General features: G+C 37.8%; 28 protein-coding genes. 7 read left to right on the forward strand and 21 right to left on the reverse strand.

Features of this window, described 5'->3' with window-relative positions; all coding sequences use genetic code 11:
• The first annotated feature begins 146 nt into the window (after positions 1 to 146).
• A complete protein-coding gene (locus AC3WJG_RS00300) occupies positions 147 to 869 on the forward strand; it encodes a DUF421 domain-containing protein (RefSeq protein ID WP_225049449.1) in 723 nt (240 codons plus the stop codon).
• A gap of 236 nt (positions 870 to 1,105) precedes the next feature.
• Here AC3WJG_RS00300 and AC3WJG_RS00305 read toward each other — a convergent pair whose 3' ends face one another.
• Positions 1,106 to 2,593, reverse strand: a complete 1,488-nt coding sequence (locus AC3WJG_RS00305) for a hypothetical protein (RefSeq protein ID WP_028409256.1) — start codon at positions 2,591 to 2,593, stop codon at positions 1,106 to 1,108.
• A 92-nt stretch (positions 2,594 to 2,685) separates the two neighbouring features.
• Positions 2,686 to 2,862 (reverse strand): hypothetical protein, encoded by a 177-nt coding sequence (locus AC3WJG_RS00310; protein WP_162871486.1) that lies wholly within the window; start codon positions 2,860 to 2,862, stop codon positions 2,686 to 2,688.
• 266 nt (positions 2,863 to 3,128) lie between these two features.
• Between AC3WJG_RS00310 and AC3WJG_RS00315 the strand changes: the two genes are divergently transcribed.
• From AC3WJG_RS00315 to AC3WJG_RS00325, 3 genes are all read left to right on the forward strand, one after another.
• Entirely contained in the window at positions 3,129 to 3,743 is a 615-nt protein-coding gene (locus AC3WJG_RS00315) for an NAD(P)-dependent oxidoreductase (protein WP_028414459.1), read from the forward strand.
• A gap of 22 nt (positions 3,744 to 3,765) precedes the next feature.
• A complete protein-coding gene (locus AC3WJG_RS00320) occupies positions 3,766 to 4,014 on the forward strand; it encodes a hypothetical protein (protein WP_013083940.1) in 249 nt (82 codons plus the stop codon).
• Between the two features lie 276 nt (positions 4,015 to 4,290).
• The gene (locus AC3WJG_RS00325) at positions 4,291 to 5,370 is read left to right on the forward strand and encodes a PrsW family intramembrane metalloprotease (protein WP_492587857.1); all 1,080 of its coding nucleotides are present in this window, start codon (positions 4,291 to 4,293) and stop codon (positions 5,368 to 5,370) included.
• A 470-nt stretch (positions 5,371 to 5,840) separates the two neighbouring features.
• Here AC3WJG_RS00325 and AC3WJG_RS00330 read toward each other — a convergent pair whose 3' ends face one another.
• The 8 genes from AC3WJG_RS00330 to AC3WJG_RS00365 all read right to left on the reverse strand — a co-directional run bounded on the left by AC3WJG_RS00330 (position 5,841) and on the right by AC3WJG_RS00365 (position 13,390).
• Complete coding sequence (locus tag AC3WJG_RS00330; protein WP_013057884.1) at positions 5,841 to 5,981, reverse strand: hypothetical protein; 141 nt, start codon at positions 5,979 to 5,981, stop codon at positions 5,841 to 5,843.
• A 258-nt stretch (positions 5,982 to 6,239) separates the two neighbouring features.
• The gene (locus AC3WJG_RS00335; RefSeq protein WP_013057886.1) at positions 6,240 to 7,094 is read right to left on the reverse strand and encodes a manganese catalase family protein; all 855 of its coding nucleotides are present in this window, start codon (positions 7,092 to 7,094) and stop codon (positions 6,240 to 6,242) included.
• 190 nt (positions 7,095 to 7,284) lie between these two features.
• Positions 7,285 to 8,127: a manganese catalase gene (locus AC3WJG_RS00340; protein WP_034650592.1), complete on the reverse strand. Its 843-nt coding sequence runs from the start codon at positions 8,125 to 8,127 to the stop codon at positions 7,285 to 7,287.
• Positions 8,128 to 8,557: 430 nt separating this feature from the next.
• Positions 8,558 to 9,514 carry a siderophore ABC transporter substrate-binding protein gene (locus tag AC3WJG_RS00345; protein WP_028409262.1) on the reverse strand — a complete coding sequence of 319 codons (957 nt, stop codon included), beginning with the start codon at positions 9,512 to 9,514 and terminating at the stop codon, positions 8,558 to 8,560.
• 23 nt (positions 9,515 to 9,537) lie between these two features.
• The gene (locus AC3WJG_RS00350) at positions 9,538 to 10,296 is read right to left on the reverse strand and encodes an iron ABC transporter ATP-binding protein (protein ID WP_337134135.1); all 759 of its coding nucleotides are present in this window, start codon (positions 10,294 to 10,296) and stop codon (positions 9,538 to 9,540) included.
• Complete coding sequence (locus tag AC3WJG_RS00355; protein ID WP_060746379.1) at positions 10,290 to 11,237, reverse strand: iron chelate uptake ABC transporter family permease subunit; 948 nt, start codon at positions 11,235 to 11,237, stop codon at positions 10,290 to 10,292. The genes AC3WJG_RS00350 and AC3WJG_RS00355 overlap by 7 nt, the downstream gene beginning before the upstream one ends.
• Positions 11,230 to 12,180 carry an ABC transporter permease gene (locus tag AC3WJG_RS00360; protein WP_057244399.1) on the reverse strand — a complete coding sequence of 317 codons (951 nt, stop codon included), beginning with the start codon at positions 12,178 to 12,180 and terminating at the stop codon, positions 11,230 to 11,232. The genes AC3WJG_RS00355 and AC3WJG_RS00360 overlap by 8 nt, the downstream gene beginning before the upstream one ends.
• Positions 12,181 to 12,583: 403 nt before the next feature.
• Positions 12,584 to 13,390, reverse strand: a complete 807-nt coding sequence (locus AC3WJG_RS00365; protein ID WP_102814041.1) for a cell wall hydrolase — start codon at positions 13,388 to 13,390, stop codon at positions 12,584 to 12,586.
• A 362-nt stretch (positions 13,391 to 13,752) separates the two neighbouring features.
• On the opposite strand from AC3WJG_RS00365, the gene AC3WJG_RS00370 reads away from it, so the two are divergent.
• Positions 13,753 to 14,007 carry a hypothetical protein gene (locus tag AC3WJG_RS00370; protein WP_013057893.1) on the forward strand — a complete coding sequence of 85 codons (255 nt, stop codon included), beginning with the start codon at positions 13,753 to 13,755 and terminating at the stop codon, positions 14,005 to 14,007.
• A gap of 81 nt (positions 14,008 to 14,088) precedes the next feature.
• Here AC3WJG_RS00370 and AC3WJG_RS00375 read toward each other — a convergent pair whose 3' ends face one another.
• The 5 genes from AC3WJG_RS00375 to AC3WJG_RS00395 form a co-directional block, all read right to left on the reverse strand.
• On the reverse strand, positions 14,089 to 14,253 hold the full coding sequence (locus AC3WJG_RS00375; protein WP_013057894.1) for a hypothetical protein: 165 nt from the start codon (positions 14,251 to 14,253) through the stop codon (positions 14,089 to 14,091).
• A 325-nt stretch (positions 14,254 to 14,578) separates the two neighbouring features.
• A complete protein-coding gene (locus tag AC3WJG_RS00380; RefSeq protein ID WP_492587860.1) occupies positions 14,579 to 15,142 on the reverse strand; it encodes an NAD(P)H-dependent oxidoreductase in 564 nt (187 codons plus the stop codon).
• 291 nt (positions 15,143 to 15,433) lie between these two features.
• Positions 15,434 to 15,994, reverse strand: a complete 561-nt coding sequence (gene lepB, locus AC3WJG_RS00385) for a signal peptidase I (protein ID WP_025751067.1) — start codon at positions 15,992 to 15,994, stop codon at positions 15,434 to 15,436.
• 83 nt (positions 15,995 to 16,077) lie between these two features.
• On the reverse strand, positions 16,078 to 16,434 hold the full coding sequence (locus AC3WJG_RS00390) for a nuclear transport factor 2 family protein (protein WP_337134138.1): 357 nt from the start codon (positions 16,432 to 16,434) through the stop codon (positions 16,078 to 16,080).
• 101 nt (positions 16,435 to 16,535) lie between these two features.
• A complete protein-coding gene (locus AC3WJG_RS00395; protein ID WP_337134139.1) occupies positions 16,536 to 17,081 on the reverse strand; it encodes a CBO0543 family protein in 546 nt (181 codons plus the stop codon).
• Positions 17,082 to 17,364: 283 nt separating this feature from the next.
• Here AC3WJG_RS00395 and AC3WJG_RS00400 point away from each other — a divergent pair, with 283 nt between their 5' ends.
• Both AC3WJG_RS00400 and AC3WJG_RS00405 read left to right on the forward strand, forming a co-directional pair.
• A complete protein-coding gene (locus AC3WJG_RS00400) occupies positions 17,365 to 18,021 on the forward strand; it encodes a DUF975 family protein (RefSeq protein WP_043981401.1) in 657 nt (218 codons plus the stop codon).
• A 114-nt stretch (positions 18,022 to 18,135) separates the two neighbouring features.
• Positions 18,136 to 18,549, forward strand: coding sequence for a DUF1259 domain-containing protein (locus AC3WJG_RS00405; protein WP_098332074.1), 414 nt, complete (start codon positions 18,136 to 18,138; stop codon positions 18,547 to 18,549).
• 148 nt (positions 18,550 to 18,697) lie between these two features.
• Here the strand turns inward: AC3WJG_RS00405 and AC3WJG_RS00410 are convergent, their stop codons facing one another.
• From AC3WJG_RS00410 to AC3WJG_RS00435, 6 genes are all read right to left on the reverse strand, one after another.
• Positions 18,698 to 19,468: a DeoR/GlpR family DNA-binding transcription regulator gene (locus tag AC3WJG_RS00410; protein WP_492587862.1), complete on the reverse strand. Its 771-nt coding sequence runs from the start codon at positions 19,466 to 19,468 to the stop codon at positions 18,698 to 18,700.
• Between the two features lie 156 nt (positions 19,469 to 19,624).
• Entirely contained in the window at positions 19,625 to 20,737 is a 1,113-nt protein-coding gene (phnW, locus tag AC3WJG_RS00415) for a 2-aminoethylphosphonate--pyruvate transaminase (RefSeq protein ID WP_142382968.1), read from the reverse strand.
• Between the two features lie 11 nt (positions 20,738 to 20,748).
• Positions 20,749 to 21,531 (reverse strand): phosphonoacetaldehyde hydrolase, encoded by a 783-nt coding sequence (gene phnX, locus AC3WJG_RS00420; RefSeq protein WP_102814034.1) that lies wholly within the window; start codon positions 21,529 to 21,531, stop codon positions 20,749 to 20,751.
• Positions 21,532 to 21,893: 362 nt separating this feature from the next.
• On the reverse strand, positions 21,894 to 23,792 hold the full coding sequence (locus tag AC3WJG_RS00425; RefSeq protein ID WP_337134141.1) for an endonuclease MutS2: 1,899 nt from the start codon (positions 23,790 to 23,792) through the stop codon (positions 21,894 to 21,896).
• Positions 23,793 to 24,244: 452 nt separating this feature from the next.
• On the reverse strand, positions 24,245 to 24,574 hold the full coding sequence (locus AC3WJG_RS00430) for an AzlD domain-containing protein (protein WP_337134142.1): 330 nt from the start codon (positions 24,572 to 24,574) through the stop codon (positions 24,245 to 24,247).
• Positions 24,571 to 25,296 (reverse strand): AzlC family ABC transporter permease, encoded by a 726-nt coding sequence (locus AC3WJG_RS00435; RefSeq protein ID WP_028409270.1) that lies wholly within the window; start codon positions 25,294 to 25,296, stop codon positions 24,571 to 24,573. Before AC3WJG_RS00435 ends, AC3WJG_RS00430 begins: the two co-directional genes overlap by 4 nt.
• Positions 25,297 to 25,299 lie beyond the last annotated feature (3 nt).

Consider the following 25,299-nt stretch of genomic DNA (forward strand, 5'->3'; position numbering starts at 1 on the left):
CTTACCTACAGCCTTTCTGCCCCTTTTTAAGCAGCAGAATGTGAACGCATTATTCGCAATTTTTCTTGATGTTTTTTCTTGTATAACGATCCTTTAAATGGATAACGCTATAGAGATAGATACTCTTTCTATTTATGAGAAAGCAGGTGACATCACAACTTATGGAAGACATTCTCATGTCCCTTCTTAGAACCTTTGTTTCTTTTATTATCTTAAGCATTACAACTTTCCTGATTGGAAAACAAATTAACACGCATAATAATCATTTTACATTTGCGATGTCCATCATCATTGGGTCGTTCATCGCAAATATGGGATTTGATTTAAAATTAAAATTTCTGCCGATGTTCGCTTCTTTTGCTTTTCTTGTGGCCATTCATTTTCTTTTAGCATCAACAGCTCTAAAAAGCAGGCGCTTGCGAAAATGGATTACAGGACGTCCGACGGTTATTATGGAAAAAGGAAAGCTTCTTGAAGCAAATATGAAAAAAGTCAAATATTCTATTGACGACTTGAATCAGCATTTACGAGAACTAGGAACGTTCAACATTGCTGAAGTAGAATTTGCTGTTTTAGAAGTAAGCGGAAAACTGTCGGTATTAAAGAAAACTGCTTATCAAAACATTGCCAAACAGGACGTTTTGTCTAAGCCGTTTAAAGAAATGAGTTTACCGGTAGAACTCATCATGGACGGAGAAATTATTCATAAAAATTTAACATCTCACTATACCGAACAGTGGATCAACCTTGAGCTTTCAAATCGTCAGCTTCAGTTGAACCAAGTGCTGTATGCAGTTGTGTCAACAAACGGCATGCTCTATGTAGATGAGTATAAAGATCAGCTGTCCTCTCCTACAGACAGAGAATAAGGTTGAGACATAACTAATTACGCCAATCTAAAGGCAGACAAATGAGGTAAATGAGTTCGTATGGATCGCTTGTGACACCGCTGTTGATTTCCGTGCAGGGCTTTGGTCTCCTATCAACAGCTAGAAGCAATTACATATATAAAACCTATGTTCACGACCACCATAAAAAAATCCGAACAAGTTCGATTCTCCATCAAGAATCAAACTCGTTCGGATAAAATGTGTTTGTCCCAGTTTTACTGTGCCACCTCTTCAACGGTTCCTTCTTTCAAGCCATAGTAGTTCCGTTCAAATCGCTTTATTTCTTGATCATAGCGGCGTACTTTTGCATCGGCTAGCTGACGGCTTTGTTTTGTTTCTTCAAGCAGCTCGACCTGCTGATTAATTTGAAAAATAGTCGTCGTCAGCTCGTCTTGATAATCATAAATTTCATTTTGGATATCCACGCATACGGGCAAGCGATTTGCTAAAATAAAGTCCGTCATTTGCATAAGCACTTTTTTACGCTCTACTTCTTTCACTTTGCTTTTGACGGCTCGTTCTGCAGAACGGAACGTCAGCCTTACTTTAGAGAAGAAGTCACCTTTAATCGAAAGCTTGCGCTGCAGTTCTTCTACATCTTGTTTTAATGATTCATGCTCTTCAATCATTTTTTGAAGCACAAGCCCTCCGTTTAACGATGTGAGCTCCATTTCATCAAGCTGATGGCGAATGGCTGTTTTGAGCGTTTCAATTTGCTTCACCGTCTTTTTCTCCGTAGCGCGGAGCTGCTTAACATACTGCTCTGTTTTATAAATAAAGCTGTCTAACCGTTCACGGTCAAACAGTGACTGCTCTTTCTTTTTCATATAATCTTGATACGCTGTGTGTACAGATGACCACTTGATCAGCAGAGACTGATAATTCAACAGCTCATCCTGATGCTCAAGCTTGTACGTCCACATCAGCTGAACAACTACCAATAACAGCGGTAAAAAAGTTCCAGCTTCCTTGCGTTTTGCAATAATTTCATGACTTTCAAAGCTCGCCATTAAAAACAGCGGCGCATTCATACTAAATAGCAGTGCTGGCGGGTAATTAACGGGAATAAAGATACTCATTACGGTTGCCATAAGGCCTGAAATAGCAGGGTATGCGTGCGGAGGAAGCTGTTTGTACAGTTCAATTGTCCCTTTTTTCTGCAGCAGTTTCACAAGTGCTTCCTGCTGATATTCTCCTAATGCATCAATCATTCTTTCCTGATACATGGGGGGCAGCTGTTCAATCCAATTCATCAGCTGCTGCTGAAACACAGCTTGCTGACGATTTGTAGCAATCATGTATTGCGAATCAATAAGATGAAAGAACAGTCGGATTTGATGGCGCATTACGTCTTCCAGCGTATGACAGCGTGCAATTGAAAACAGCTCATTGTATTTAGATACAAGCAAATTTCCAATGTTATCGCTTAGCTCGTACAGCTCGCCATTTGTTGTAGCATGGGAAACAGGAAGTTCAAAAAACTTCGCCATTTCAAGCAAAATATGCAGATGCATGTCTACTTCAGGCTGTTTTTCAAGCAATTTCATTTCTTCTACCAATGACGCTTGAAAATCCGTATGCTCCGTTTGCTGATACTGTGCTGACATTTCCGTATAAATGCGGTGGTCACATAACACATAAGCAGCTCTTAGGATATCGCCTTTAGACGTAAGCAACCCATACAATAACTGTTGTCCGTTCATCTTCACACCGTCCTTCATTAAATTTTCTTACTATAGCTTTCTATCATTTTATACTTTTTCTATAAATTCGATGCAATAGTTCAAATCTCCTGTTATCTTTCTTCTTGCTTCCTTAATACAAAGAGTGCCGTCCAACATGACATCAGTGCAGGCGGAATGGTCCAAGTCATATATCGCCACTCACCCGTCACAAGCGCCATAATGAAAAAGATGAGCGGAAAACCTATTAGTACTATGATGATACGTGCTCGGCTTACCGATTTTTTCATAGTGCATCGCCCCTTCTGTTCGTCCCTTATTCCTATAATACCCTTTCGCTTCTATAGCATTAAACACCTTTATAAACCGTTCGTACATTTCTTTGTTTTCTAGACAGTCTATGACATAAGTTTTAAAAAAGAACAGAGGATACCTCTTACTTTGGTGAATCTCGTAAGCAGCTTTTATGTTTTGACAAGCTAAATCGAGAAAAATGTGTTATGGTAAAAGAAAATTTCGTTTTTACTACCTACATTGAAACGAAAGGGTTGATCGTATGAACATTTTTTTGATTGGCGCAAGCGGCAGGACCGGACAGGAATTAATAAAGCAAGCGATTAAAAACGGACATTATGTAAAAGCATTTGTGCGAAATCCATCTAAGCTTAAGATAACGCATGCGAACGTACACATCATACAAGGCGACGTGCTTGATTATTATGAAGTGTGTCAGGCCATGCGAGGGTGTGATGCAGTAATTTCTTGTCTTGGAACCGAAAATCTAGGGCATTCTACCCTTTTAGTAGAAACGACAAATCTGCTGATTCAATGTATGAATGAAAATGGAATTCAGCGTATCGCCTACACGGCTTCTGCCGGAATCGACGGAGAAATTCCAGGCATGACGGGCTGGCTTGCTCAGCGTATTTTAAAAAATGTGCTTCGCGATCATCACGAAGCCGTGAAGCTCTTGAAGGTAAGCGGGCTCGATTGGACTGTTGCTCGGCCAATGGGTTTAACGAGCGGTCCATTAACTACGTATTATCGTATAGGAGAAGCTAGCATACCAGAAAACGGACGCAACATCAGCCGTTCTGACGTCGCTCACTTTCTTCTTCAAGCCGTAGAAAACAACAGGCATATAAAAAAATCACTAAGTCTTTCGTATTAAGTGTTCTAAAGGAGTGTTGATAGTGAACCTATCAAAAATTTTTCTGAAAATAAGTCTTGTACTTTTAATGGCATGCGTCTTTATTGAAGGTAATTTTCAGGTGGCGCTTGGCATCTTTGCTGCTGTTTGCATGCTTGTCATCATTTTTGCCAAGCCTCTTTCAAAATCGCTGCTTCCTGCTAATAAAAAACCAGGAAAAAAAGACCGCGAAACATTAATGATGGTCATTGGTGTCATCGTTTTTATTTCAGGAAGCTTTTTTATTGCGTAGTAGCATTGTAAAGAAAACAGGCTTAAATCCACATTTTTAATCATATAAAGGGCTGTGCTGTAAGTCGAATGTTCGGCTTATGACGCAGCCTTTTTTTGGTTTCATGAGGTCTCTTTTAGCAATAGCTTCTGTCTTTTATATACATACCATTCCATTATTTAAGCAAATTACCTATCAAACCCTCTTATGCTTTTTTCATCAGTTCACATAATATATGTAGAAGATGTCATAAGACAAGCGTCAAACGATTTGTATCTAGAAAAAGGAGGAAGATAAATGAAATGCCCCCATTGCGCTTATTCTAATCCGGAAGGGGTAAAATTCTGCTTAAATTGCGGCCATGAAATCGTGGACCACGACGAAAACTACAGCATATTCTACTTGTTTGCCCATCGTGTTGATAAAATCCCAAGAAATGAACGTTCGGTTGAACCTAAATTTCGAAATATATTCTCTCGAGTCTTCCGACAGCACAGTGAAATGGAAGCTGAACGGCTTTTTATTGTAGGGACAGGGCTTACAACTCCTAAAATAGAAGAAGTTGTAAATATATGGCCAAAGCCTTGGCTTTTTGCAAGAGTCTTTCTTATTGCGCTTGTCGCATACTTAGGGCTATATCTAGGGGTAAGCTTGTTCGAAAACATCAACTTCATACCCGGTCTTATTGTAGTCGGTGCTTTTGCAGTACCATTTACTACGCTTATTTTCTTTTGGGAAATGAACGCTCCGCAGAATATTGCTATTTACAAAATTGTTTATGTCGTTTTTATTGGCGGAATCCTTTCACTTTTATTAGCACTTGTGTTTTATGATATTCTTGGAAATAACACAAACGTGATCGTGATTGGAATATGCGAGGAACTGGCTAAAGTTATCGCGGTTATTTATTTTGTGCGCAATCTTAAATATAGATATATCCTTAACGGACTCCTCTTGGGAGCTGCAATAGGAGCTGGTTTTGCTGCTTTTGAAACCGCTGGCTATGCTTTACGGGCACTTCTTTCCGGCAGCTTTCACATGCTCTATTCTACAATACTCTGGCGCAGTATTTTTGCTCCTGGAGGACATGTGGCGTGGGCTGCCTTGACTGGCGCTGCCGTCTGCATCGTCCAAGGAAATAAGAAATTTCAGTGGAGCATGTTGATAAAACCAAAATTTCTCGGTGTATTTTTGCTTGTCGTTTTTATGCACGCTCTTTGGGACTCACCTATACTAGGTATGTTGCCCGCTGGACATACAATTTTAACGGTTATATTATGGATTTTAGTATTCAGTATGATTCGTATTGGGCTAAAAGAAATCGCAGATAAAAAGTTGGAGTTGACCTACTGCAAAGAAAAACCTACCTCCTCATAGGGAATGTTCGGCTTGCGTTAAACTGCTCATTTTAACTTTTTATTACCTTTATGTTTCATTTTGAAAATTGTTGTTACAAATTGTAAAAAAAAGCATTCAAACTACCTGTACATGGTATGATAACTTCAATAACATGAAAGGGTGACTTGGTGGATGAACCTAACTGAAATTAAGCACATGATAGCAAATTTAGTAAATTATAGAGATAGCGACATTACTCATACTTTTGCCAATAGGTTTACACTAAGTTATTCAAAACAATTAAACAGTTTTCAAATCTGCGATATTGAAAACGATATCATTTATCGTTATGAGGAACTAGAAACAACTGCGTTAGCTCTGTTTAACATGGTCTATAATCTTCCTGAAACTATTTACAGACATACTAATTCGTTTGAACAAGTTTAAAGCAGCAAAAAAAAGCTCATTTATTAACTAACATGAGCTTTTTTTGCCGGTGCTTATCTATTTTAGTTATTTATAACCTTCTTCAAAAGAAGAATATCCTTTTTAATTGCCCGTCTAATTTCTTCAACTTTACAGCGTTTGTATTCTTGTACTAAGCGATAGAGCTCTCGTTTAAATAAAAATTCATCTTTTTGGTTACTCATAGCAGCATACCCCTTATTAGCTTTCTATCACAAGCGATTAAAGAAAGTATTCCCTGTTCTTCTTGTAAAAAACAAATAAACTAACAAACAGATGTAAAAAAGCTCTTTATCATGCGCTTACAGGAATGGCGAGATGTGCTTTGCTTTAGCGAAATGAAAGAATTTCGCTAAAGCAAATAAAAAACATTGACTATTATCTCCCAGTCAATGTTTTTTATTTATTTTAGCTTTGTTTAATTAAAGTCGATTCACATACTTTTATGCATTCATATCTCCTAAACCTGGAGCATGCTCATTTGGCATTTCAGATAAATGAGGGACTGGAAAAGCTTCCGGTGGAGGTGTTACGCTCAAGTCTCCGCCATTTCTGCTTGGCGTCTGTCCTTGAAATATTTCTCCCATTCGATGCGGATCTAACCTAAAATCAAATTGCGTGTTATGATACCCCATCTCGACAAATTTTCTGCATTCAGGGTATTTGTTAATATCATAATTTGGTACAGGGAATAGTTTTCCCCAGTCCACGCCTAATGTTTCAAGAGCTTTTGCAAACGCATTTTGATGAGCATTATCTCGAACGATTAAGAAACCTAGCGTTTCTCTTAACGTTTGGTTAGAACTCATTTCGTATATTCTTGTTTTTTGTAAAACGCCGGTTGATTCTAATACAACGTTATTCAGCAAATCAGCCACTAGATTTCCGTGATTATAAACCCACGAGCCGTTCCATGGATTTCCGCCCGCATCTACTGGCAGTGAGCTTTGAGCGCCCATGATATAGTGATGAGGATTAGCATGTTTTACGGCTTCATCAAGAGGAGCCTGATCTGAACCTTGACTTCCTACCCCGGCTCCGCCAGATTCATCTAACAATGCATTAATGGTATTTTGAACGAGTTCTACATGAGCTATTTCTTCTAAAAAAACACCTTTCATTAAATCGCGATACTGCGTCTCTTTTCCTCTGAAGTTAGAGCTTTGAAAGAAATATTGCATCATCGTCCGCATTTCACCAAACTGCCCGCCTAAGGCTTCTTGCAGTACCTTCGCGGCCGCAGGATCGGGCTTATCCGGTTTAATGCCATTGATTAATCCTTCTTTGTAATAATACATATCAAACACTCCTTTTACTGACATTACCTGATTGTTTTCTTAAACTAACATATGCACATACCTACTGTTTCCCTATGCGCCTTTTTTATTCTAGATATTAAAAGGTAACTTGATTGAAACACGTGGATAACACCCTTTGTTATAGGCAAAAAAAAAGACCTCTCGCACATATCGAGGGCCTTTCTTTCTTTTATTTAGAGGAAACTTTTTTACGAGTTAAATCATGATGCAACGAAGTATCAGGAATTTCCGGATTGGGAACCTGTCCCTTTGCTACAGGATCTTTGATATATACATATTCACCGCTTCCGTCTGGGGCACTTCCAGTAGCCCACGGTCCCTCTTCTGATTCAGCGCCTTCTGAGAGGTTCCAAAACTCATAAGCTTCTGGCTGTGATTCTTTTTCAGCCTCAGGAGGGAAAGATGCAGGAACAACTACTCCATTTTTTTCTTCTAGTTCGTTTATAGCTTCCATCCACTGATACTGGTGATAGCGATCACGCGCTAGCATTTTGCGGAATGTCGCGCGTACACCTTCATCTTTTGTCATATGGTATAACCTAGCTACTTGAAGTCTACCTTGGCTTTCTGCATGCAAGTTCGAACGCATGTCTGCTAATAAATTGCCGCTTGCTACGATATATGAACCGTTCCATGGAACTCCATTTGAATTAGTAGGCAAACCACCAAGGCCGCTCACTAATAAATGCTGAGGATTAATTCCTCCCATGATAGCTGCTGTTGCAGGATCTTTCGCAGCTTCTGCTTGATCTTCTGGAGATGCTCCATCAAGTAATTGACTAATAAGTGAACAGAGCATCTCTACGTGTCCAATTTCTTCTGTACCTATATCCATCAACATATCTTTATATTTCTCTTCTCCTCGACAGTTAAATCCTTGAAAGAGGTATTGCATCATTACCGTCATTTCACCGAATTGTCCACCTAGTACTTCTTGAATCTGACGAGCAAGCATCGGATCGGGGCGATCTACTTTGACTTCAAATTGCAGTTCTTTTTGATGACGAAACATGTTAACTCCTCCTTTAATATACTAAATTCCTTTTAGAGATTTTTTCCTCTTTTTTCCGTTCCCTCTCGCTATTCAATTAATCACTAAACTTGTATCTTTTTCCTACTGGAACGAAAATGGATAAAATCACCTATTAATAAACTTAATTTAATAAGTAGAAAGACACCTAAAGAGAAAGAAATACCTGCTCTTTGCTCTTTAGTATTCGTTCAGTTTATAACGCTTTATAGTCAAAACCACTGCCAAACAGAAAAATGTTCACTTAAAAATGAGATTGAGACATAACTAATCACTTCAATCAACAGCTAGAAGCAGCTGCAGATATGAAACCTATATTCTCTCCATCACAATAAAAAATCCGAATGATTTAATTAATCATTCGGATTTACTTTCAATTAAAATACTTTTGTTTCAGTTTCTCTTTTCTCTATTACTTCTCTATACCTGCTTTGATTTCTTTAATCATGCCAGCCATTGACTCAAGGCCTCCTCCAGATAAATACCAAAGGCCTGGATCAAGATACACAACGTGATTGTTTTTCACCGCGTTGATTTCTTTTACATACTCGTTTTCAACAATTTGTTTAGCAGATGATTTTTCACCAATCGCTGCACCGCGGTCAACGACGAATAAGTAGTCTGGATTTTGCTTAACTAAATATTCGTATGAAATGCTTTGGCCGTGCTTAGCCGATGGATCTAAACTGTCGTCTGCTGCTTTGATACCGAATACGTCGTGGATTAATCCGTATTTAGAACCCGGACCAAACGCTGTCATTTTACTGTCATTTGCCATCATTACAAGCGCTTTTTTATCTAGTTTGTCCGCTTGTTTTTTCAAATCTGCAATTTGCTTATCAATTGCTGCTAGCTCTTTTTTCGCTTGATCTTCTTTATCAAAAATTTGTCCTAGTACTTTTGTATTTTCTTTAAATGACTTCATATAGTGCTGGTTGTCCGTATCGATATAGATCGTCGGCGCAATTTTTGAAAATTCATCAAATGAATCCGCTTGGCGGCCTTGAATAATAATTAAGTCTGGCTTTAATTCTGCAATTTTTTCAAAATCAGGTTCTTTTAAGCCCCCTACATTCGCATACTTATCATCTTGATACTTTGATAAATACTCAGGAATCGCTTGTTTTGGCAAGCCCGCTACTTCAACCCCTAGTTTATCTAGTGTATCAAGTGCACCCATGCTGAATACTACAACTTTTTTAGGATTTTTCTTAATTTTAATTCCATCTTTATTGAACTGATCGGTTACTGTTACCGTCTCTTTTTGCTTACTTTCTCCACCTGTTGTTTCTTTTGCTCCTTGATTACCGCAAGCAGCTACAACAATCGCAGTTAAAACTGCTACAAACATTACTAACACTTTTTTCACTTTCGTCACCTCATGAATAAATTTTATGAAAAATACACGCAAATACGCTGTCCGTTAACCGTTTCGATTGGAATATTCATATCGTATATATCCTTTAATACAGACGTTTGAATGATGGTTTCTGTTGGGCCTTCACGGATTACTTCACCGTTTTTAAGCGCCACGATGTAATCCGAATAGACAGACGCAAAATTAATATCGTGAATGACAATCACAATCGTTTTGCCTAAGTCTTTTACAAGACGTTTCAACAGCTTCATAATTTCAACAGAATGCTTCATATCTAAGTTATTGAGCGGTTCATCTAAGAAGATATACTCCGTGTCCTGTGCGATGACCATGGCGATAAAAGCCCGCTGACACTGTCCCCCGCTCAGTTCATCCAAGTATTTATCTTGAATACTTTCAAGCTTCATGTAACTCAGCGCCTGATCAACCGCTTGTTCATCGCTTTTTGTTAACCGGCCTTTTGAATAAGGAAACCGGCCAAAATTTACGAGTTCACGTACGCTAAGCCTGATATTCAGCTGATTGGACTGTTTTAAAATACTCATTTTTTTGGCTAAATCTGAGCTGTCAATATTCTCTATATTTTTTCCTTCTATTGATATTGATCCTGAGTCGGCTTTAATGAGACGGCTCATAATTGAAAGCAGCGTACTTTTCCCCGCTCCGTTTGGACCGATAAATGACGTGATTTTCCCTTTTGGAATCACGACGGATGTTTTTTCTAAAACGGTTTTCTCTCCGTATGTTTTACTGACATTTGTTACTTCTACCATGATTTATTCTCCTTTAGCAGCAAATAAATAAAGTAAATTCCGCCGGCAAAGTCAATGATGACGCTCAGCGTGGTGCTGAAGGTGAACACTTTTTCAACGATAAATTCTCCTCCGACGAGGGCTATAACACTAAGCAGAAGTGATCCCATCATTAAATAGGTGTGCTTGTACGTTTTGAACAGCTCTCTCGCAAGGTTCACAACAAGCAGTCCAAGAAAGGTAATCGGCCCAACTAACGCTGTAGCCACTGAGACAAAAATGGCGATCACAATCAGCATTTTTTTGACGAGCCCGTCATAATCAATCCCTAAATTTACCGCATGTTCTCTCCCTAGCGACAGTACATCAAAAATGGATGTAAAGCGCCACACGTAAATGCCAAGCAGGATAAATATGACGGCTGCTATATATAGCAAATCGGTATTCACATTGTTAAAGCTTGCAAATGATTTATCTTGTACAACTTGAAATTCATTCGGGTCAATCAGCATTTCCATAAATGAAGACATGCTTTTAAATAACGTGCCGAACACAATTCCAACCAGTAAAATAAAGAAAATATTCTTACCGGCTTTTTTGAACATCAGTATGTAAAGCAAGACCGAAAAGATAATCATCAGCGAAACGCAAAGAAGAAAGTTAAGATTTTTGTTCATGATGACAATATTCGTCGAGCCAAAAATGTACACAATAAACGTTTGCAGAAATAAATACAGTGAATCCAGTCCTAGAATACTAGGAGTTAGAATTCGGTTATTGGTAATCGTTTGAAAGATAACGGATGAAAACGCAATGGCTCCTCCGGTTAAAACAATCGCAGCGACTTTTTCAATTCTTCGCGGCAGCGTGTACTGCCAGTAGCCTAAATCGTAGCTGATAAACAGCGCCACTGATAAAACGGCCAGCGCGGCGAGAATGATGATTTTATGTTTGTTATGCATAACGACCTCTCCTTATCAGCATAAAAAGAAAGATCGCACTTCCTATTACACCGACCATTAGCCCAATAGAGATTTCATAAGGGAAAATAATGACTCTGCCTAAAATATCGCACGCCAGTACGAACACAGCTCCAAGCAGCGCTGTATGAGGCAGGCTTTTTCGCAAATGATCTCCACGGTAAATCGATACGATATTTGGAATGATTAATCCTAAAAAAGGCAGCATGCCAACGGTCAAAATCGTAATTGACGTAATAAGCGACACAATGACTAATCCAATGTTTACGATTTGTTTGTATTTCACACCTAAATTGATTGAAAAGCTTTCTCCCATACCAGCAACCGTGAACTTATCTGCGTAAAGATAAGCGATTATTAAGAGCGGTATACTCAGGTATAAAAGTTCATATCTCCCTTTGACTACTAGCGAAAAGTCGCCTTGCAGCCATGAAGAAAGGTTTTGAATCAAATCGTATTTGTAGGCGATGAAGGTAGCTAAGGAACTTACGATACTGCCGAGCATTAAACCGACTAGCGGAATATAAATCGTATCGTTAAATTTAATTCTGTCTAGTATTTTCATAAACAATAGATTGCCCGCCAGTGAGAAAATAAAAGCAATGCTCATTTTTAATAGAGGACTTGCTGAAGCAAATACTAGTAGAGAAATCAACACACCAAGTCTTGCCCAGTCCATCGTTCCTGCCGTTGTTGGAGATACAAACTTATTTCGCGTAATTTGCTGCATAATTAATCCGCAAATACTAAGGCTCATTCCCGCCATAATAATACTCAAAAGCCTAGGAAAACGACTAAAAAACAGCGTTTGGCTTTCTTCTTTTGTTAAATGAAACAGATCCATCGCTGACAGATCTTGTACTCCTACAAAAAGAGACAAAATCGATAGTACAGCAAACACAAGAATTAACTGATAAAACTTCAACTTTCCTTGCTCCTTTCTTTCATCTAGAAGTCTAGTTATCTCCTCCTCTACATCATATGTAAATGATTATCATTATCAATTGACTTTCTTTATCATATCATTATTCTCTAAATAATCAATGGTTTTCTTAAAATTTAAGCAAAAAAATGCCTTAACAGATGGATCTGTTAAGGCATTTCAAGGTTTAATTAGACTTAAAAATAGCTATTTCTCTCTTCATACATAAGAGATCGAAACAACTACATATATGAAATCTATGTTCACCATAACAACAAAAAATCCGAACCATTAATAACTATTAATGGTTCGGATTTAACTTTAAGTAAAATACTTTTTGTGGAAGTCCCTCTGTATCAATATTACATATATATGAAATATATGTTTATATTTGAAAGAAATCTACTTATTTTGCAAATACATGGTTTCCGATAACTGCCGTTACTTGCTGCGTTGCAACCCATTGGCTTTCAGCGATTTTCGGATTATAGAAAAACAGTGCATCGTTTTCATGCGGGTTTGATAATGCTTCACTTACCGCTTGTTTTGATTCTTCTGATGCAGGCTGATTAATTGCTCCGTTTGCTACTGGTGAAAATTGATATACGCCGTTTCCTAGCTGCTGATAAATAACGTCGTGAATGTTATTTGGGAATTCCGGTGAAGCTACACGGTTTAATACCACAATTGCTACCGCTACTTTTCCTTGGTACGGCTCACCTTTTGCTTCTGCCTCTACTAATCTAGCTAGTAAATCTTGATCTTGTGCAGAAACCGATGTAGACGGAGCAGTTTGTGCCGGCGCCGGTGCTTCTCCTTGAAGTTTTAATGTTTGTCCGATGGTAATGATATCACTTTGTAAACCGTTAACAGCTTTTAACTGATCCACAGTCATGCCGTTTTGTGTTGCAATATGATATAACGTTTCGCCTTGTGCTACTGTATGTAAAGATGTTGCCGGGCTAGCGGCAGGTTGTGCTTGTCCCTGGTCAGGAATCGTTAATGTTTCTCCAACGTAAATCATGTCGTTTTGGCGGTTATTAGCACCTTTCAGCTCATCTACCGTAACCCCATTTTGTTGGCCAAGCCCCCACAAGGTATCTCCTTTTACGACTTTGTGCGAAGCTGCTGCTGATGCTGTTCCTTGACTTGCTAGAAATGCTACAGACGCTGCAGAAGCAACTGCCCATTTTTTTACACGTTTTTTACTCACAAAAACTACCTCCTAAAATTTGAACCTGTTATTACCTTAGCACATAGATTCGCCTTTTCATTAAAAAAAACAGTAACATTTGTTCTAATTGGATTAAGTTTCTTACAGTGCCATTCATTATGTTACAACTTTTACATGACCCTTAAAGAATATGTAGAAATATGACGATTTCATTGCGAAACGAGCTTTTTATCTGTTTACTTACATTCCTCTTTCTGTAAAAAACTTGATTTAATTATGATTAATCGCAGAGATAAAAAGGAAAACAGCAGTCAAATAGAGAAATAGTGTAACTATTGAGGAATGATTCAGCGCTTCTTTGTCAATTTACGTTTGTTTATTAATAAAGGAGGTCTATTTGGATGTGTGCAAATAAAATGTATGTGACGTATAACACGGAGAAACCGGCTATTACAATTCAAGGAGCTTTTTATCATACGGGAGGAACACAGGAAGAGTTTTTGCGGGAATTCAAGTACTGGCTTGAATCTCACGGCTGGTCATTTATGGGCGTAACAAATGAAACAACGATGACAACGGCGAACAAAGAGTTAAAAGAAACGATGGAACAGCATAAAATAGAAGGCAAAAAAGTTCAAAGACTAGAAGATTTATAACGATTGCTTCTATGACCCTTCACACATGTCCAAACGCCAATATGTAAAAAAGCCTTTAGATGAGCTAAAGGCTTTTTTACATTAACGAGAAAGTGCGACCACCTTTTGATTTTCTACTCTCTCTTCAACAGGCTTTCTCATTTCTTTTTCCGTCCATACGCCAATGCGTTTTTGTCTTTTCCCAAGAGGCTGTTTTTCACATGCATAGCAAATTTCTGAAATATCATCAAAATGAGCTAACGACATCTTTATCCCTCCTTTTCTAAATATACACAGGCAAGTTAGTATGTTTCTTCCCTTATTTTCCAAAGCTAAACTGCTTCTTCTTATATTTAAACAATTTATAAACAAACGGAATAAATAATTTCTACTTCATTATCATTTAGATTGTTTTATTTAGATATAGACGGGTAAACACAAACTATCCCACCTCACACCCTGAAGTTTGAAACTGTCACGTAAAAAAGCTGCTTTCTATCCATTACATGGATAGAAAGCAGCTTTTTTATATTTTTTTCTTTTACTAGCTGTAAAATCTAAGGATACTCTTAGAAAACGAACGGCTATACTCTTATTGATGCTCTCCTATTCCAAATACTTCTGCTACATGATTTTCTAATTTATGCTTGTAGTGATCAATGTTTGGATGTTTGACTACGTCATGAATAGAGTAAGTTGGAAGTGGACTCATACCGACGTACTGATTCATTTTATGCAAATGCATAATGGCTTCGTCTAAACTTTTTCCTTCATAGAAAGCTTCGTCATTGTCGAAAATAGCTTCCGGCGCATTCCATGTGAGAGAAAACATGTATTTTTTCCCCGTTAATAAGCCGCCTCGCCCGTATTGATTGGAACCTTTAAAGAAAATGTTATCCATATACACGCGATCAATATATTGCTTAAACTTTCCGGGAATGCTGAACCAGTAAATAGGCGTCTGCATAATCACAACATCAGCCCATAGCCACTTTTCAATTTCTTCTTCTACTTCGTAGCCTTGATCAACCACCGTTGTTTTAATGTCAAATTGATCAGTGAGTAAATGCTGCATTTCGTTAAAAATCGTTTGATTTAACTCTCCTTTTGATTTTTTATAATACTCGTGTCCATTAATGATTAATACGTTTTTCATGCTGACCTGCTCCTTTCCAAAATCCTTGTTTCTTTATCTTCATATATCTGTATACCCATAAAAACTCCTTACCTATCAGTACTATCTCTTACTTTGAAGTAACATAGGCACCTAGAAGTCCCTTTTTAAACACCCTTATGATTTCCTAAACAAAGAAAAAAACAAGGTCTAATTTACTGATTTCTTAGAAGATGTTTAACATGCATAAAGCAAATCGTTTTTTTAAATCAGTTCTTTTAACCCAATAAAAAAGACTGGCGAATTAAATTCCGCCAGCCTTTTTTCCTTTTTTTATTTCGGTTCGCCTACTTCATTTAACGGATAGTAGCGAAACTGCACTTTTCCGATAACTGATTTTTGTGGAATGAAGCCAAATGCTCGTCCATCATGACTTACAGGACGGTTGTCCCCCATTACAAACAGTGAATTTTTCGGTACCTTCACTTTGCCATCAGTTGCAGGCAGCGTTTGAAGCGTAAAATCTTCCGTGAATTTTTCATTAGGTGCAAGAGATTTTTTAGATTCTTTTAAATACGGCTCTTTATAAGCTTTACCGTTAATATATAGAACGTCGTTTTTCATTTCTACCGTATCTCCTGGCAGTCCAATTACACGTTTAATATAATTTTCATCTGCATCCGGTGCATGAAATACAATCATATCAAAGCGATCAACATCACTGATTTTATTTAAAATAACGCGGTTTGAATCTTCAAACGTTGGATACATCGATTCACCGTGAACTGTAGTTGGCGCAAATAAAAAATGACGAACTCCCACTACAATAACCAATGCAATAACAATGGACTTAATCCATGAAAACACTTCTTTTTTTACGTTATTTTTGCTCATCTCAAAACATCCCTTACGTCAAAATATACTTTCATCATAGCATCAAATAGAGGGAAAGTATAATAATAACCGAATAATCTTATTTATTGATCACCGTTTGTGGCGGTGCCTTGATGGAAAAACAAACGCCACTTTTCTTCTCTTTTTCGCCAAATAGAACTGCGAAGCGTCTTTTTTTTTGCCGTATGGTTCATAAGATGATAGGTAGTTAATACGCATTCAGGAGACAATACGTCTATATGAAAATGAGAGATTTCGAATACATCTGGCGAAAGTACATGATTGTTATTGTAATCTTTTCGTTTCCATACCGTGCCCGAGCTGCCAAACTCCACGTAATCATCTGCAAGAATGTTTGAAAGCTCTTTAGCAGAGGTTCGTACTTCTGATTTTAAGTGCATGCATTCTAATTCATAAAATATTTGGGTAGCGTTCTCCATTTTTTATTCATCTCCTCTTACGCCTATTATAAAGAAATAACGCGTTATTTTCATACAAACAAACCATACTCATATCCCGTATAGATATAAGTATGGTTTGTTCAGCTGATTCTATAGCGTCTATTCTTACCTGCCATCCAATCGCTAATGATTTTCACCACAATTCCTATGATAAATACTGTGAGAAAAGAATAAAAAATTGTCCAGTTCAGCAATTCATATAAATGCAGCGCTCTAAATACCGGAATACCTATAAAAGCAATAACAGCAGACGTAACGATATGTGCGATAAGGAAAAATTTCCATTTGCTGAAAAATTGATAGACAAGCGCGATACTTACCGGAATAATAGCAAAGTCAACCGTATTGAAGCGATCTGTAAACGGAAGCATCTGGTGAGGATAGCACCATAGGTTAAAAAATTTCCCGAATTCATCTACCAAACCGACTATGTCAAAGCTGATAAAAAAAACGAGAAGCATAAAAAAGAGACGCTGTCTATCAATAAAAAAGTAAAAAAGCAGCAGAAAAAGAGCGTTTATCACCACTATGAGCCACCATTGAAAACTAAAAAGATCTTGATGAACCCAATAAGAAAATTCCTTTTTATTTAAGACTTCTTGCATCATTTTAATCATTTCAAACATAGAAATCCCTCCTATCTTAGAAAGTCTTTCCATGAGGGTTTCACTTCATACTAAAATAAAGCATCGCACACAGTGCTTTTGCACCTCCTCCTTCTTCAAAAGCAGATTGTACCTATTTAGCGATTTCTATCTGTCTAGTAAAAATTTTTCGCAGGAGCTTTGCTTTTCATCTCAGAACCTATTGACTATTATTTTCATTTCATACAAAATTAACAATTGTGCATGGTTTACATGTTAATACAAGCAAAAAGATACTGTTTTGCAACATTAAAGGAGGAACAACATGAACATCGGTACGATTAAAAGAGAAGCTAAAGCTTCTTTAAAGAATCGCTGGGGACTTGCGATTCTACTGACGGTGGTGACGTACGGAGTATATACGCTTCTGCCTATTCCATTTGAAATTGTGGCAAGCGGCGGCTATGACAATTGGATGAAAGATGAATCTGATTCGGCGTCATGGATTTCAACTGCCTTTGCCATTGTCTTTTCGCCTCTTCTCATGGCGAACTACTGGGCATTTTTAGGTTTGGCGCGAGGTGAATCTGTCCGATTGGGACATTTGTTTAAAACATTCCAAGACTTCGGTCTTTATGTCAAGTCACTAGGGATTTATGTACTTATGACTCTTTATGTGATGCTGTGGTCACTGCTTTTACTGATTCCTGGAATTATCAAAGCACTGGCATATTCACAAACGTACTATATTTGTAAAGACAACCCTACTTACTCGATGAATCAAGCTATTACAGAAAGCCGCAGGTTGATGAATGGCTATAAAGGACAGTACTTCCTGCTGCTGCTAAGCTTTCTTGGCTGGTTTTTATTAAGTATTATTACACTAGGAATCGGCTTTTTATGGTCTATTCCATACCTTTCTGCTTCACTTGCCCGTTTTTATGAAAATTTGTTAAACGAACGTTCATCGCATGCTGAATAATAAAAAAATCCTCTTCATCGTGAAGTGGATTTTTTTATAAGAACACTGTTTGCATAAGTGAAGCTCTGATGTCATAAAGCTTACTAAGAGTATAGAAGAAAGGCAGGAGCTTATATGTATACTACAAGTGAAATTTGTCAGCAGTTTGGCCAGATTTTAAACGCTAAAAGCAAAGTTAGTTCAACAGGATGCTCAGTGTCGCTTAAAAGAAGCTTTCAAGCTCATGTTCAAGGGCGGAAAAGCAGCTCTGTTGTTCCTGTTGGTGTATCATTTGAAGCGATAGACGCACAGGGAAACGCGTTAAACTTGGCTGAGATTGCTATTTTACAAGAAGAAATCCCCCGTTTTACAGAAGCTGCTGCGCGGCAAGGTCTTATCGTAAGCGCTTTGCATAACCATTGGCTTTTTACAGAACCGGTCCTTATGTATCTTCATATTCAATCTGTAGAGCCTCCTTTACATTTTGCGAAAAAAATGGCTTTTTGTTTTACAACCCTCAAGAGTCTTCCCGTTCCGACAAACGAATAATTTATTAAACGCGTCTCTCAGGTACATTAGAGCGGTGAAAGGTGTTTTTTTGTACCTATAGATTATTAATATAGCTAAAAAAACCTCCTTACCTTTTAAGTACTTAACAAAAGGGGAATGTTTATAAAACATTCCCCTTTTGTTATTTTTAACATTTAATCCAGCTTGCGTCCAAATCTCCCCAAGTTTCCGGAAGAGAAGCAGTGCATAAAATATAATCAATGTGCTTTAAAGAATCTATTTTGTAGTTCGCCTTCACTTCTAGTTTGGAATGATCAGCCAATACAATGGTCTGGTTTGCATTAGCAATGAAGACTTTAGACAGCAGGCACTTTTCTAAATCAAAGCTTGTAATCCCAGCTTCGGGATGAAGACCGTCAATTGAAATAAAGGCTTTATCTACATAAAATTCTTTTGCAGCTCTTTCTGCTAGGGATCCAGAAGCCCGAAAATGTTTGCTTCTTACATGACCTCCTAGAAAAATAACTTCTCCGCTGAAAACTTGCTTGTTTTGGTTGTCGATTAGCATAGTCACAAGAGGAAAGGAATTTGTAATAACCGTTATATTAGTAATATTGACAAGTGACGAAACCATTTGCATGGTCGTGCTGCCTTCATCTATAAAAATAACGTTGCCTTCTTCTATCAACTTAGCTGCTTTACTCCCTATTTTTTTCTTTTCTTTTCTTCTGATGACTTCTCGCTCAAACATAGGCGGCTCAGCAATTTCTGTCTCTATTTTCACAGCCCCCCCATACACTTTTTTTAACTTTTTTTCTTCTTCTAATTCTTCTAGATAACGGCGAATAGTCTCAGTCGATACATCAAAAGCGTGTGCTAATTCGTTTACTTTGACTTGCCCTTGATATTCAATCATATCTAAAATTGTTTTTTTACGTTGTTCTGCCAATAAAGACATATTATTGCACTCCTAACTTTACGAAAAAATTTGCTCATGTAAAGATTATATTTTCTTTTTTCATGCAGACCTTGCTTCTTTAACTCTTGAAAGATAGTATTACGCTAAATTTTATACTGATTCGCGAGAAATTTTAGCGGCACCGCCTAAACACGTTCATTGCTGAATCTCCTTCCTCTTCACTGTCGAATGAATCGCTTCTAGCAATCTTTCGATATCTTGTTTATGTACGTCTCCAATGTTTCCAATTCTAAAGGTGTCCACTTGAGAAACTTTTCCTGGATAAATGACAAAACCTTGTTTTTTTAAAGAATGATAAAATCCTTGAAATGTAAAAAAAGAATAGGTAGGGTAAAGAAAGGATGTAATAATAGGTGACTGCTGTTTTGATTGCAGCAGCGTATTAAACCCTAGCCTCCTCATCCCTGTCACTAGCAAGTGCTGATTTTCTCGATACCGCTTAAAGCGACCTTGGACTCCCCCTTCTTCTTCAAGTTCGAGTAGCGCCTGATAAAATGCCCGGACCACATGAGTTGGGGAGGTAAAGCGCCATTTCCCTTTATCCTTTTCCATCGTTTTATATTGATCATAAAGGTCGAGTGAAAGGGAACGGGCATTTCCTTTACATTTTTCAAGCTCATCTGTTTTAGCAATGACAAATCCGAATCCAGGAACGCCTTGAATGCATTTATTCGAACTGCTGATAAGTAAATCAATCTGCAGCTGCTCTATATCCATGGGTATACCGCCAAAACTGCTCATGGCGTCTACAATGGTCATTTTATTATAGCGCTTAGCAATACAACATACTTCTTCAATAGGATTTAAAATTCCTGTTGTCGTTTCACAGTGAACGACAGCTACATGAGTGATGTCTTCGTCTTCTTGAAGCATTCGTTCAATCACATCTGTATCAAAAGACTCAGTTTCATTTACTTTATATACAGTGTTATTAATTCCGATTGCTTCACACATATGAACCATTCTTAAGCCGTAAGCTCCATTTGCGGCTATCAGGATTTTCCCCTCGTCTCTCGGTACGAGCGTTCCGATGACTGCTTCTACACAAAACGTGCCGCTTCCCTGCATTAACACAGCAGTGTATAAAGAAGACGCCGTTGCCAGCTTGACTAAGCGCTTTCTTATATCTTGGACCAGATTATTATATTCATCATCCCATGTACACCAATCTTTCAGCATCGTTTCGCGAACCGAAGCTGTCGTAGATAATGGACCTGGAGTTAAAAGCAAATATGGATTTTTCATGATAATCCTCCTCTTTATTGTTGTTCCAATTGATTAATCACTTGATCAAGGTCAGATATGCGATCCACTACGAAATTTGCCCCGGCTTCTTCTAAACGGCTTCGCACTTCTTCCATTTTTATTTTTAATTCTTTTTGATCCATATTTTTTTCTGCTTCTTCAGAAAGTCCCATCTCACTGCTTCCTAAAATCACGCCTACTGTCCACATGCCGGCATTTTTTCCCTCTTGCATATCCGTTACGGTGTCTCCTACTTTTATGATACGATTCATAGGAAAGACATCTAACTCCATGGCATTACGGTAACACATCCATGGATACGGCCTGCCTGCTTTTACATCATCTGCTGTGAAGTAACAGTCCGGTGAATATCCTTTTTCTTTTGCTTTTGGCGCAACAATCTCCATCATTTTTTTCGTATATCCCGTCGTAGAACCTATTTTAATATTTCTATTTCGCAAACGCTCTGAAAGCTCAACAGCTCCAGGAATAGGCGTGGTGAAATCTTCTAATATACAAAATAAACTTGATTCAAATTCATCATTCAGTTTTGCAACATCTTGTTCTGTTGACTTTGATCCGTGTGCCTTTTTCCATTCCCGTTGAATACGCGGCATCTTAAGAAGCGCTCGGATATGTTCAATTTTCAGCATGCCCATTGGCTCTCTAGCTTCTTCAATTGTAATTTCTACCTTATGTCTTTTAAATATCTCTAAAAACGCCTCAAGCGGAGCAAAACACCCGTAATCAATCATTGTTCCAGCCCAGTCAAATACTACAGCTTCGATTTTTTTCATTTTCCTCTTTCCTTTCGTTATTTAATTTGCCATTTACAATGTTTTGATAAATAGTTTTCTCATTCGTAGAGAATTCCTAAGATGGACGAAAGCGGTAAAAATAAAGAGTGCATTTATATCTGAGGCTGTTTTTTACACTTAACAAAATGAAAGTGTTTTAGATGTTGATTGTTGTTGTTTATATTGTTTTTATAACTATTTCGTATTATATCATACCAAAACAACAAAAAACCACAATAATAAACAACTATAAAAATAATGTAAATTCTTTTAAAATTTATTTGGAGATTTGTTCTATGTACTTTTAAGAAGCTGCATAAAAACAAAACCCAGCACTTTCTTATAAGTGCTGGGCTTCTGCTTTATCTATTTTCGCGTATATCTTTTTCAATTTTTCGCAATGCTTTTTTTGATCCTCGCTGCAGATCATGCTGTTCTTTTCGATCTTTATAGCTAATAAATAACGAATTGAGGTCATAACCTTCGGGATATAATTCAGCAGCTTTGATTTCAAGAGCTACTCGCTTAACGTTTACTTCAATTAACTCATTCTGATAGAGTACGACTATATTGTTTGTGTTGTCTTTAGACTTATACACAATCGCATGATTTTCATAATCTAACAGTTTGACTCGATCTCCTATTTGGTATTCAACACGGTCTTTTTTCTGTTCCTTCAAAATAGTGGGTTTTTTTATTTTATTTTTTCTGACGACTTCTGTATCATACAATTTGCTTTCCATATAGAACTTTGCTTTTTGTAAAATCTCTTCTTCTACCTTCATCTTCTTTGAAATCCAAAGCGCATTGCTTTCTCCAGATGTGCCAATTAACAGCTGATACAGCGGTTCTAATGTTTTACTGTTGAACTGCATCGCGGCATTCATAAAGTCAGGATGAATTTCTGAGAAACGCTTAATTTCTCCGTAATGCGTAGTCGCGACCGTTATGCAGCCCATATGATAAAACTTTTCTAAAATCGCAATCGCAAGTGCAGCTCCTTCATTCGGTTCGGTGCCGCTGCCAATTTCATCGAATAGGAGCAGCGTATTGTTCGTTGCTTTTTGCAAAATAGCCGATATATTTTTCATGTGTGAAGAAAAGGTGCTCAGCGCATTTTCAATACTTTGGTTGTCGCCGATATCGACAAAAATATGCTCAAACAATGCAATTTCTGTTCCTTCATCAGCTGTAATATGAAATCCCAACATTGTAGCGAGTGTCAGTAGCCCAATCGTTTTTAAGACAACGGTTTTTCCTCCTGCGTTAGGTCCGGTAATAATTAAGCTTCGATAATTCTCGCCAATTTCGAAGTGAAGCGGAACAATTTTACCAGTTAACAGCGGGTGATGTGCGCCTTTTAAATGAATATATCCATAATCATTAATTTTAGGTTCGATTCCGTCTGCCTGTTTACTGTATTTTGCTTTGGCAAATACCATGTCGTATTGGCTAATTAGCTCTAAATTAATATGAATATCAGCTAGCTTCTCTAACACTAAACCTGTTAAAAACGCTAAAATTTGATATTCTTCTACCTCTTCTTCTGCTTTCAAAGTCGCTAGTTCCGCATTCAGCTTTGTAATAGATGCCGGCTCTATGAACACTGTTGACCCTTTAGAAGATGTTTCAACAATCGTTCCTCCAACATGATTTTTATAGGATGCCTTGATCGGAATCGTATAGCGGTCTCCTTTTTTACTGATGAAGAAGTCTTGAATATACTCTTTGTTTTTCCCGTTTCGTAAAAATTTCGCAAGCTGTTCTGAAATCTTCGCTTCCGTTCCTTCTATATGTCTTCTGATACGCTTGAGCTCTTTGCTTGCCTCAGCGTCTACTTTTCCGGCTTTGATCGCAAAATTAATTTCCTCTTCTATACCTGTCAGTTCTTTCATCGAATGGGCATAGGAACTTAAGAGCGAAGCAAAAAATTCTTTATCCACCATATATTGTTTTACTTTTCTGCAGCCTTTTAAAAAATCGGATACGCGTATTAGCTCTTCGGGCTCTAAAATCATGCCTTTTTCAAGCTTTTCGATGACTCTTCCTATACCTGAGACACCTGATAGCGGAAGTGATTTCTCAGCATCTAGAAGTCTTCGTGCTTCCGTTGTTTCTTTAAGTCGGTTTTTTACTGTTTTAAGAGATGTGCTCGGCTGAAGTTTATCCATTAATTTTTTTCCCAGCTCACTTACGCAGTGAGATTTTACGATTTCTTTTAATTCCTGATACTGTAATTTTTCAAATGTCATCGTATTCATGGTTTTTCTCCTCACTATGATTTTTCTTCACATATGAAGATACCTATTTATTAGAAGGCAATGAAAAAGGTAAACAAAAAAAGCTGTGGTGATCCCACAGCTTTTTGCGTTCATAAGGTGTCTAAACACATATCACGAAAGAAAGCTCTGTAAAAACAGACGCCTCTTTCGCGACAAATGCCGAACCCTTTATAAAGCATTGTAGGTATCTTCATAGGCAGTGAAATAAATCCATAAGCAAATAAAGGGTACCTTCATTCTCCAAAAAATACCCGTCTTGCTTATTTAATTTATTTCATTCAATTGTTCCTATTTAGATACTACTCCGCTCATAAAAGCACCTCATCTATATTTTAGTTTTCATTGGCTTCTAATTTACACTCTTATCATACTATATGAAAAAGCGTGCGTAAAGGAGACAGTAAAAAAGCTCAAGAGCATAACTTGAGCTTTCATGATAAAAGAAAAAAACGAAGCAGCGCCATCATTCCAACTCCGCTAATAACGGTGAAGGATAAACTTTTTGTTTTCAGGGCAATCAGTAAGGTTGGAATGACTACGATAATGACGGGCCAGTTAATCTTTACGCTGTCATTTGCTTGAATGATAAAGTTTTCTACAACAAGTGCAGTTAAAATACAAATAGGAATATAGGATAACCATTTTAATACGGGTTCTGGCAGCGCGATGTTACGTACAACTAAAAATGGAACAATGCGAGGAACTACGGTAACAAGGGCACACCCTAAAATAACGATGAGTGTTGGGTAGTGGATGCTCATTTATCCGTCACCACCCCAATTGTCGCTACAATAATCGTTGAAATCAATACGGCCACATGTGAGGGTACGAAAAAAGACAGCACAATCATAATAATCGCCATATAAAGAATTAAACGTAAGTAATGATTAAGCTTTGAAGGTAACACGCTTTCGATTTGTAAAACAAGCAGAGCTAAAAACATAGCTGTTAAGGCAAAATCAAACCCAAAGGCTTCCGGGTTAGATAGCATATGGCCAAAAATAGCTCCTGTCGTACAGGCGATAATCCAGCTGACGTAAGCCGTTATATTTAATCCGTTCATCCAGCGGTCATTAATTGGCTCACCTTTTGCAATTTTACTTGAAGACACCCCAAATGATTCGTCGGTTAGAAGGGCTCCAATTCCGACGTTTTTTAATAACGAATATTTTGTAAATTCAGGCGCGACCGTAGCGCTCAAAAGAAAGTGTCGTAAGTTTACAATAAATGTTGTGAGAATAATAGCTGAAATCGAGCTGTTTGCAACCATCAGTGCACAAATAATAAACTGTGCTGCCCCGGCATACACGAGCGCTGATAATAAAGCAACTTCCATAACGGAAAGATGCGAGGATACTCCAACGATCCCAGCCGCAAGCCCTATGCTTATGTAACCGAGTAGCGTAGGGATACAATCCTTAGCCCCTTGTCTGAACGTTAAGTCCACTTTTTCTCTTTGCTGTACTGCTTTTTCTGCAATCACCGT

Source organism: Priestia sp. FW507-14D1A, assembly GCF_058781295.1.

What these genes read in the sequence shown, in the direction of transcription:
- AC3WJG_RS00350 (WP_337134135.1), bottom strand. Translation starts at nt 10,296, where the DNA reads ATGGTAGAAGTAACAAATGTCAGTAAAACATACGGAGAGAAAACCGTT.
- AC3WJG_RS00390 (WP_337134138.1), bottom strand. Translation starts at nt 16,434, where the DNA reads ATGGAGAACGCTACCCAAATATTTTATGAATTAGAATGCATGCACTTA.
- AC3WJG_RS00370 (WP_013057893.1), top strand. Translation starts at nt 13,753, where the DNA reads ATGTGTGCAAATAAAATGTATGTGACGTATAACACGGAGAAACCGGCT.
- AC3WJG_RS00335 (WP_013057886.1), bottom strand. Translation starts at nt 7,094, where the DNA reads ATGTATTATTACAAAGAAGGATTAATCAATGGCATTAAACCGGATAAG.
- AC3WJG_RS00395 (WP_337134139.1), bottom strand. Translation starts at nt 17,081, where the DNA reads ATGTTTGAAATGATTAAAATGATGCAAGAAGTCTTAAATAAAAAGGAA.
- AC3WJG_RS00330 (WP_013057884.1), bottom strand. Translation starts at nt 5,981, where the DNA reads ATGAGTAACCAAAAAGATGAATTTTTATTTAAACGAGAGCTCTATCGC.
- AC3WJG_RS00425 (WP_337134141.1), bottom strand. Translation starts at nt 23,792, where the DNA reads ATGAATACGATGACATTTGAAAAATTACAGTATCAGGAATTAAAAGAA.
- AC3WJG_RS00355 (WP_060746379.1), bottom strand. Translation starts at nt 11,237, where the DNA reads ATGCATAACAAACATAAAATCATCATTCTCGCCGCGCTGGCCGTTTTA.
- AC3WJG_RS00380 (WP_492587860.1), bottom strand. Translation starts at nt 15,142, where the DNA reads ATGAAAAACGTATTAATCATTAATGGACACGAGTATTATAAAAAATCA.
- AC3WJG_RS00325 (WP_492587857.1), top strand. Translation starts at nt 4,291, where the DNA reads ATGAAATGCCCCCATTGCGCTTATTCTAATCCGGAAGGGGTAAAATTC.
- AC3WJG_RS00400 (WP_043981401.1), top strand. Translation starts at nt 17,365, where the DNA reads ATGAACATCGGTACGATTAAAAGAGAAGCTAAAGCTTCTTTAAAGAAT.
- AC3WJG_RS00410 (WP_492587862.1), bottom strand. Translation starts at nt 19,468, where the DNA reads ATGTCTTTATTGGCAGAACAACGTAAAAAAACAATTTTAGATATGATT.
- phnX (WP_102814034.1), bottom strand. Translation starts at nt 21,531, where the DNA reads ATGAAAAAAATCGAAGCTGTAGTATTTGACTGGGCTGGAACAATGATT.
- AC3WJG_RS00375 (WP_013057894.1), bottom strand. Translation starts at nt 14,253, where the DNA reads ATGTCGTTAGCTCATTTTGATGATATTTCAGAAATTTGCTATGCATGT.
- AC3WJG_RS00305 (WP_028409256.1), bottom strand. Translation starts at nt 2,593, where the DNA reads ATGAACGGACAACAGTTATTGTATGGGTTGCTTACGTCTAAAGGCGAT.
- AC3WJG_RS00340 (WP_034650592.1), bottom strand. Translation starts at nt 8,127, where the DNA reads ATGTTTCGTCATCAAAAAGAACTGCAATTTGAAGTCAAAGTAGATCGC.
- AC3WJG_RS00315 (WP_028414459.1), top strand. Translation starts at nt 3,129, where the DNA reads ATGAACATTTTTTTGATTGGCGCAAGCGGCAGGACCGGACAGGAATTA.
- AC3WJG_RS00310 (WP_162871486.1), bottom strand. Translation starts at nt 2,862, where the DNA reads ATGAAAAAATCGGTAAGCCGAGCACGTATCATCATAGTACTAATAGGT.
- AC3WJG_RS00430 (WP_337134142.1), bottom strand. Translation starts at nt 24,574, where the DNA reads ATGAGCATCCACTACCCAACACTCATCGTTATTTTAGGGTGTGCCCTT.
- AC3WJG_RS00405 (WP_098332074.1), top strand. Translation starts at nt 18,136, where the DNA reads ATGTATACTACAAGTGAAATTTGTCAGCAGTTTGGCCAGATTTTAAAC.
- lepB (WP_025751067.1), bottom strand. Translation starts at nt 15,994, where the DNA reads ATGAGCAAAAATAACGTAAAAAAAGAAGTGTTTTCATGGATTAAGTCC.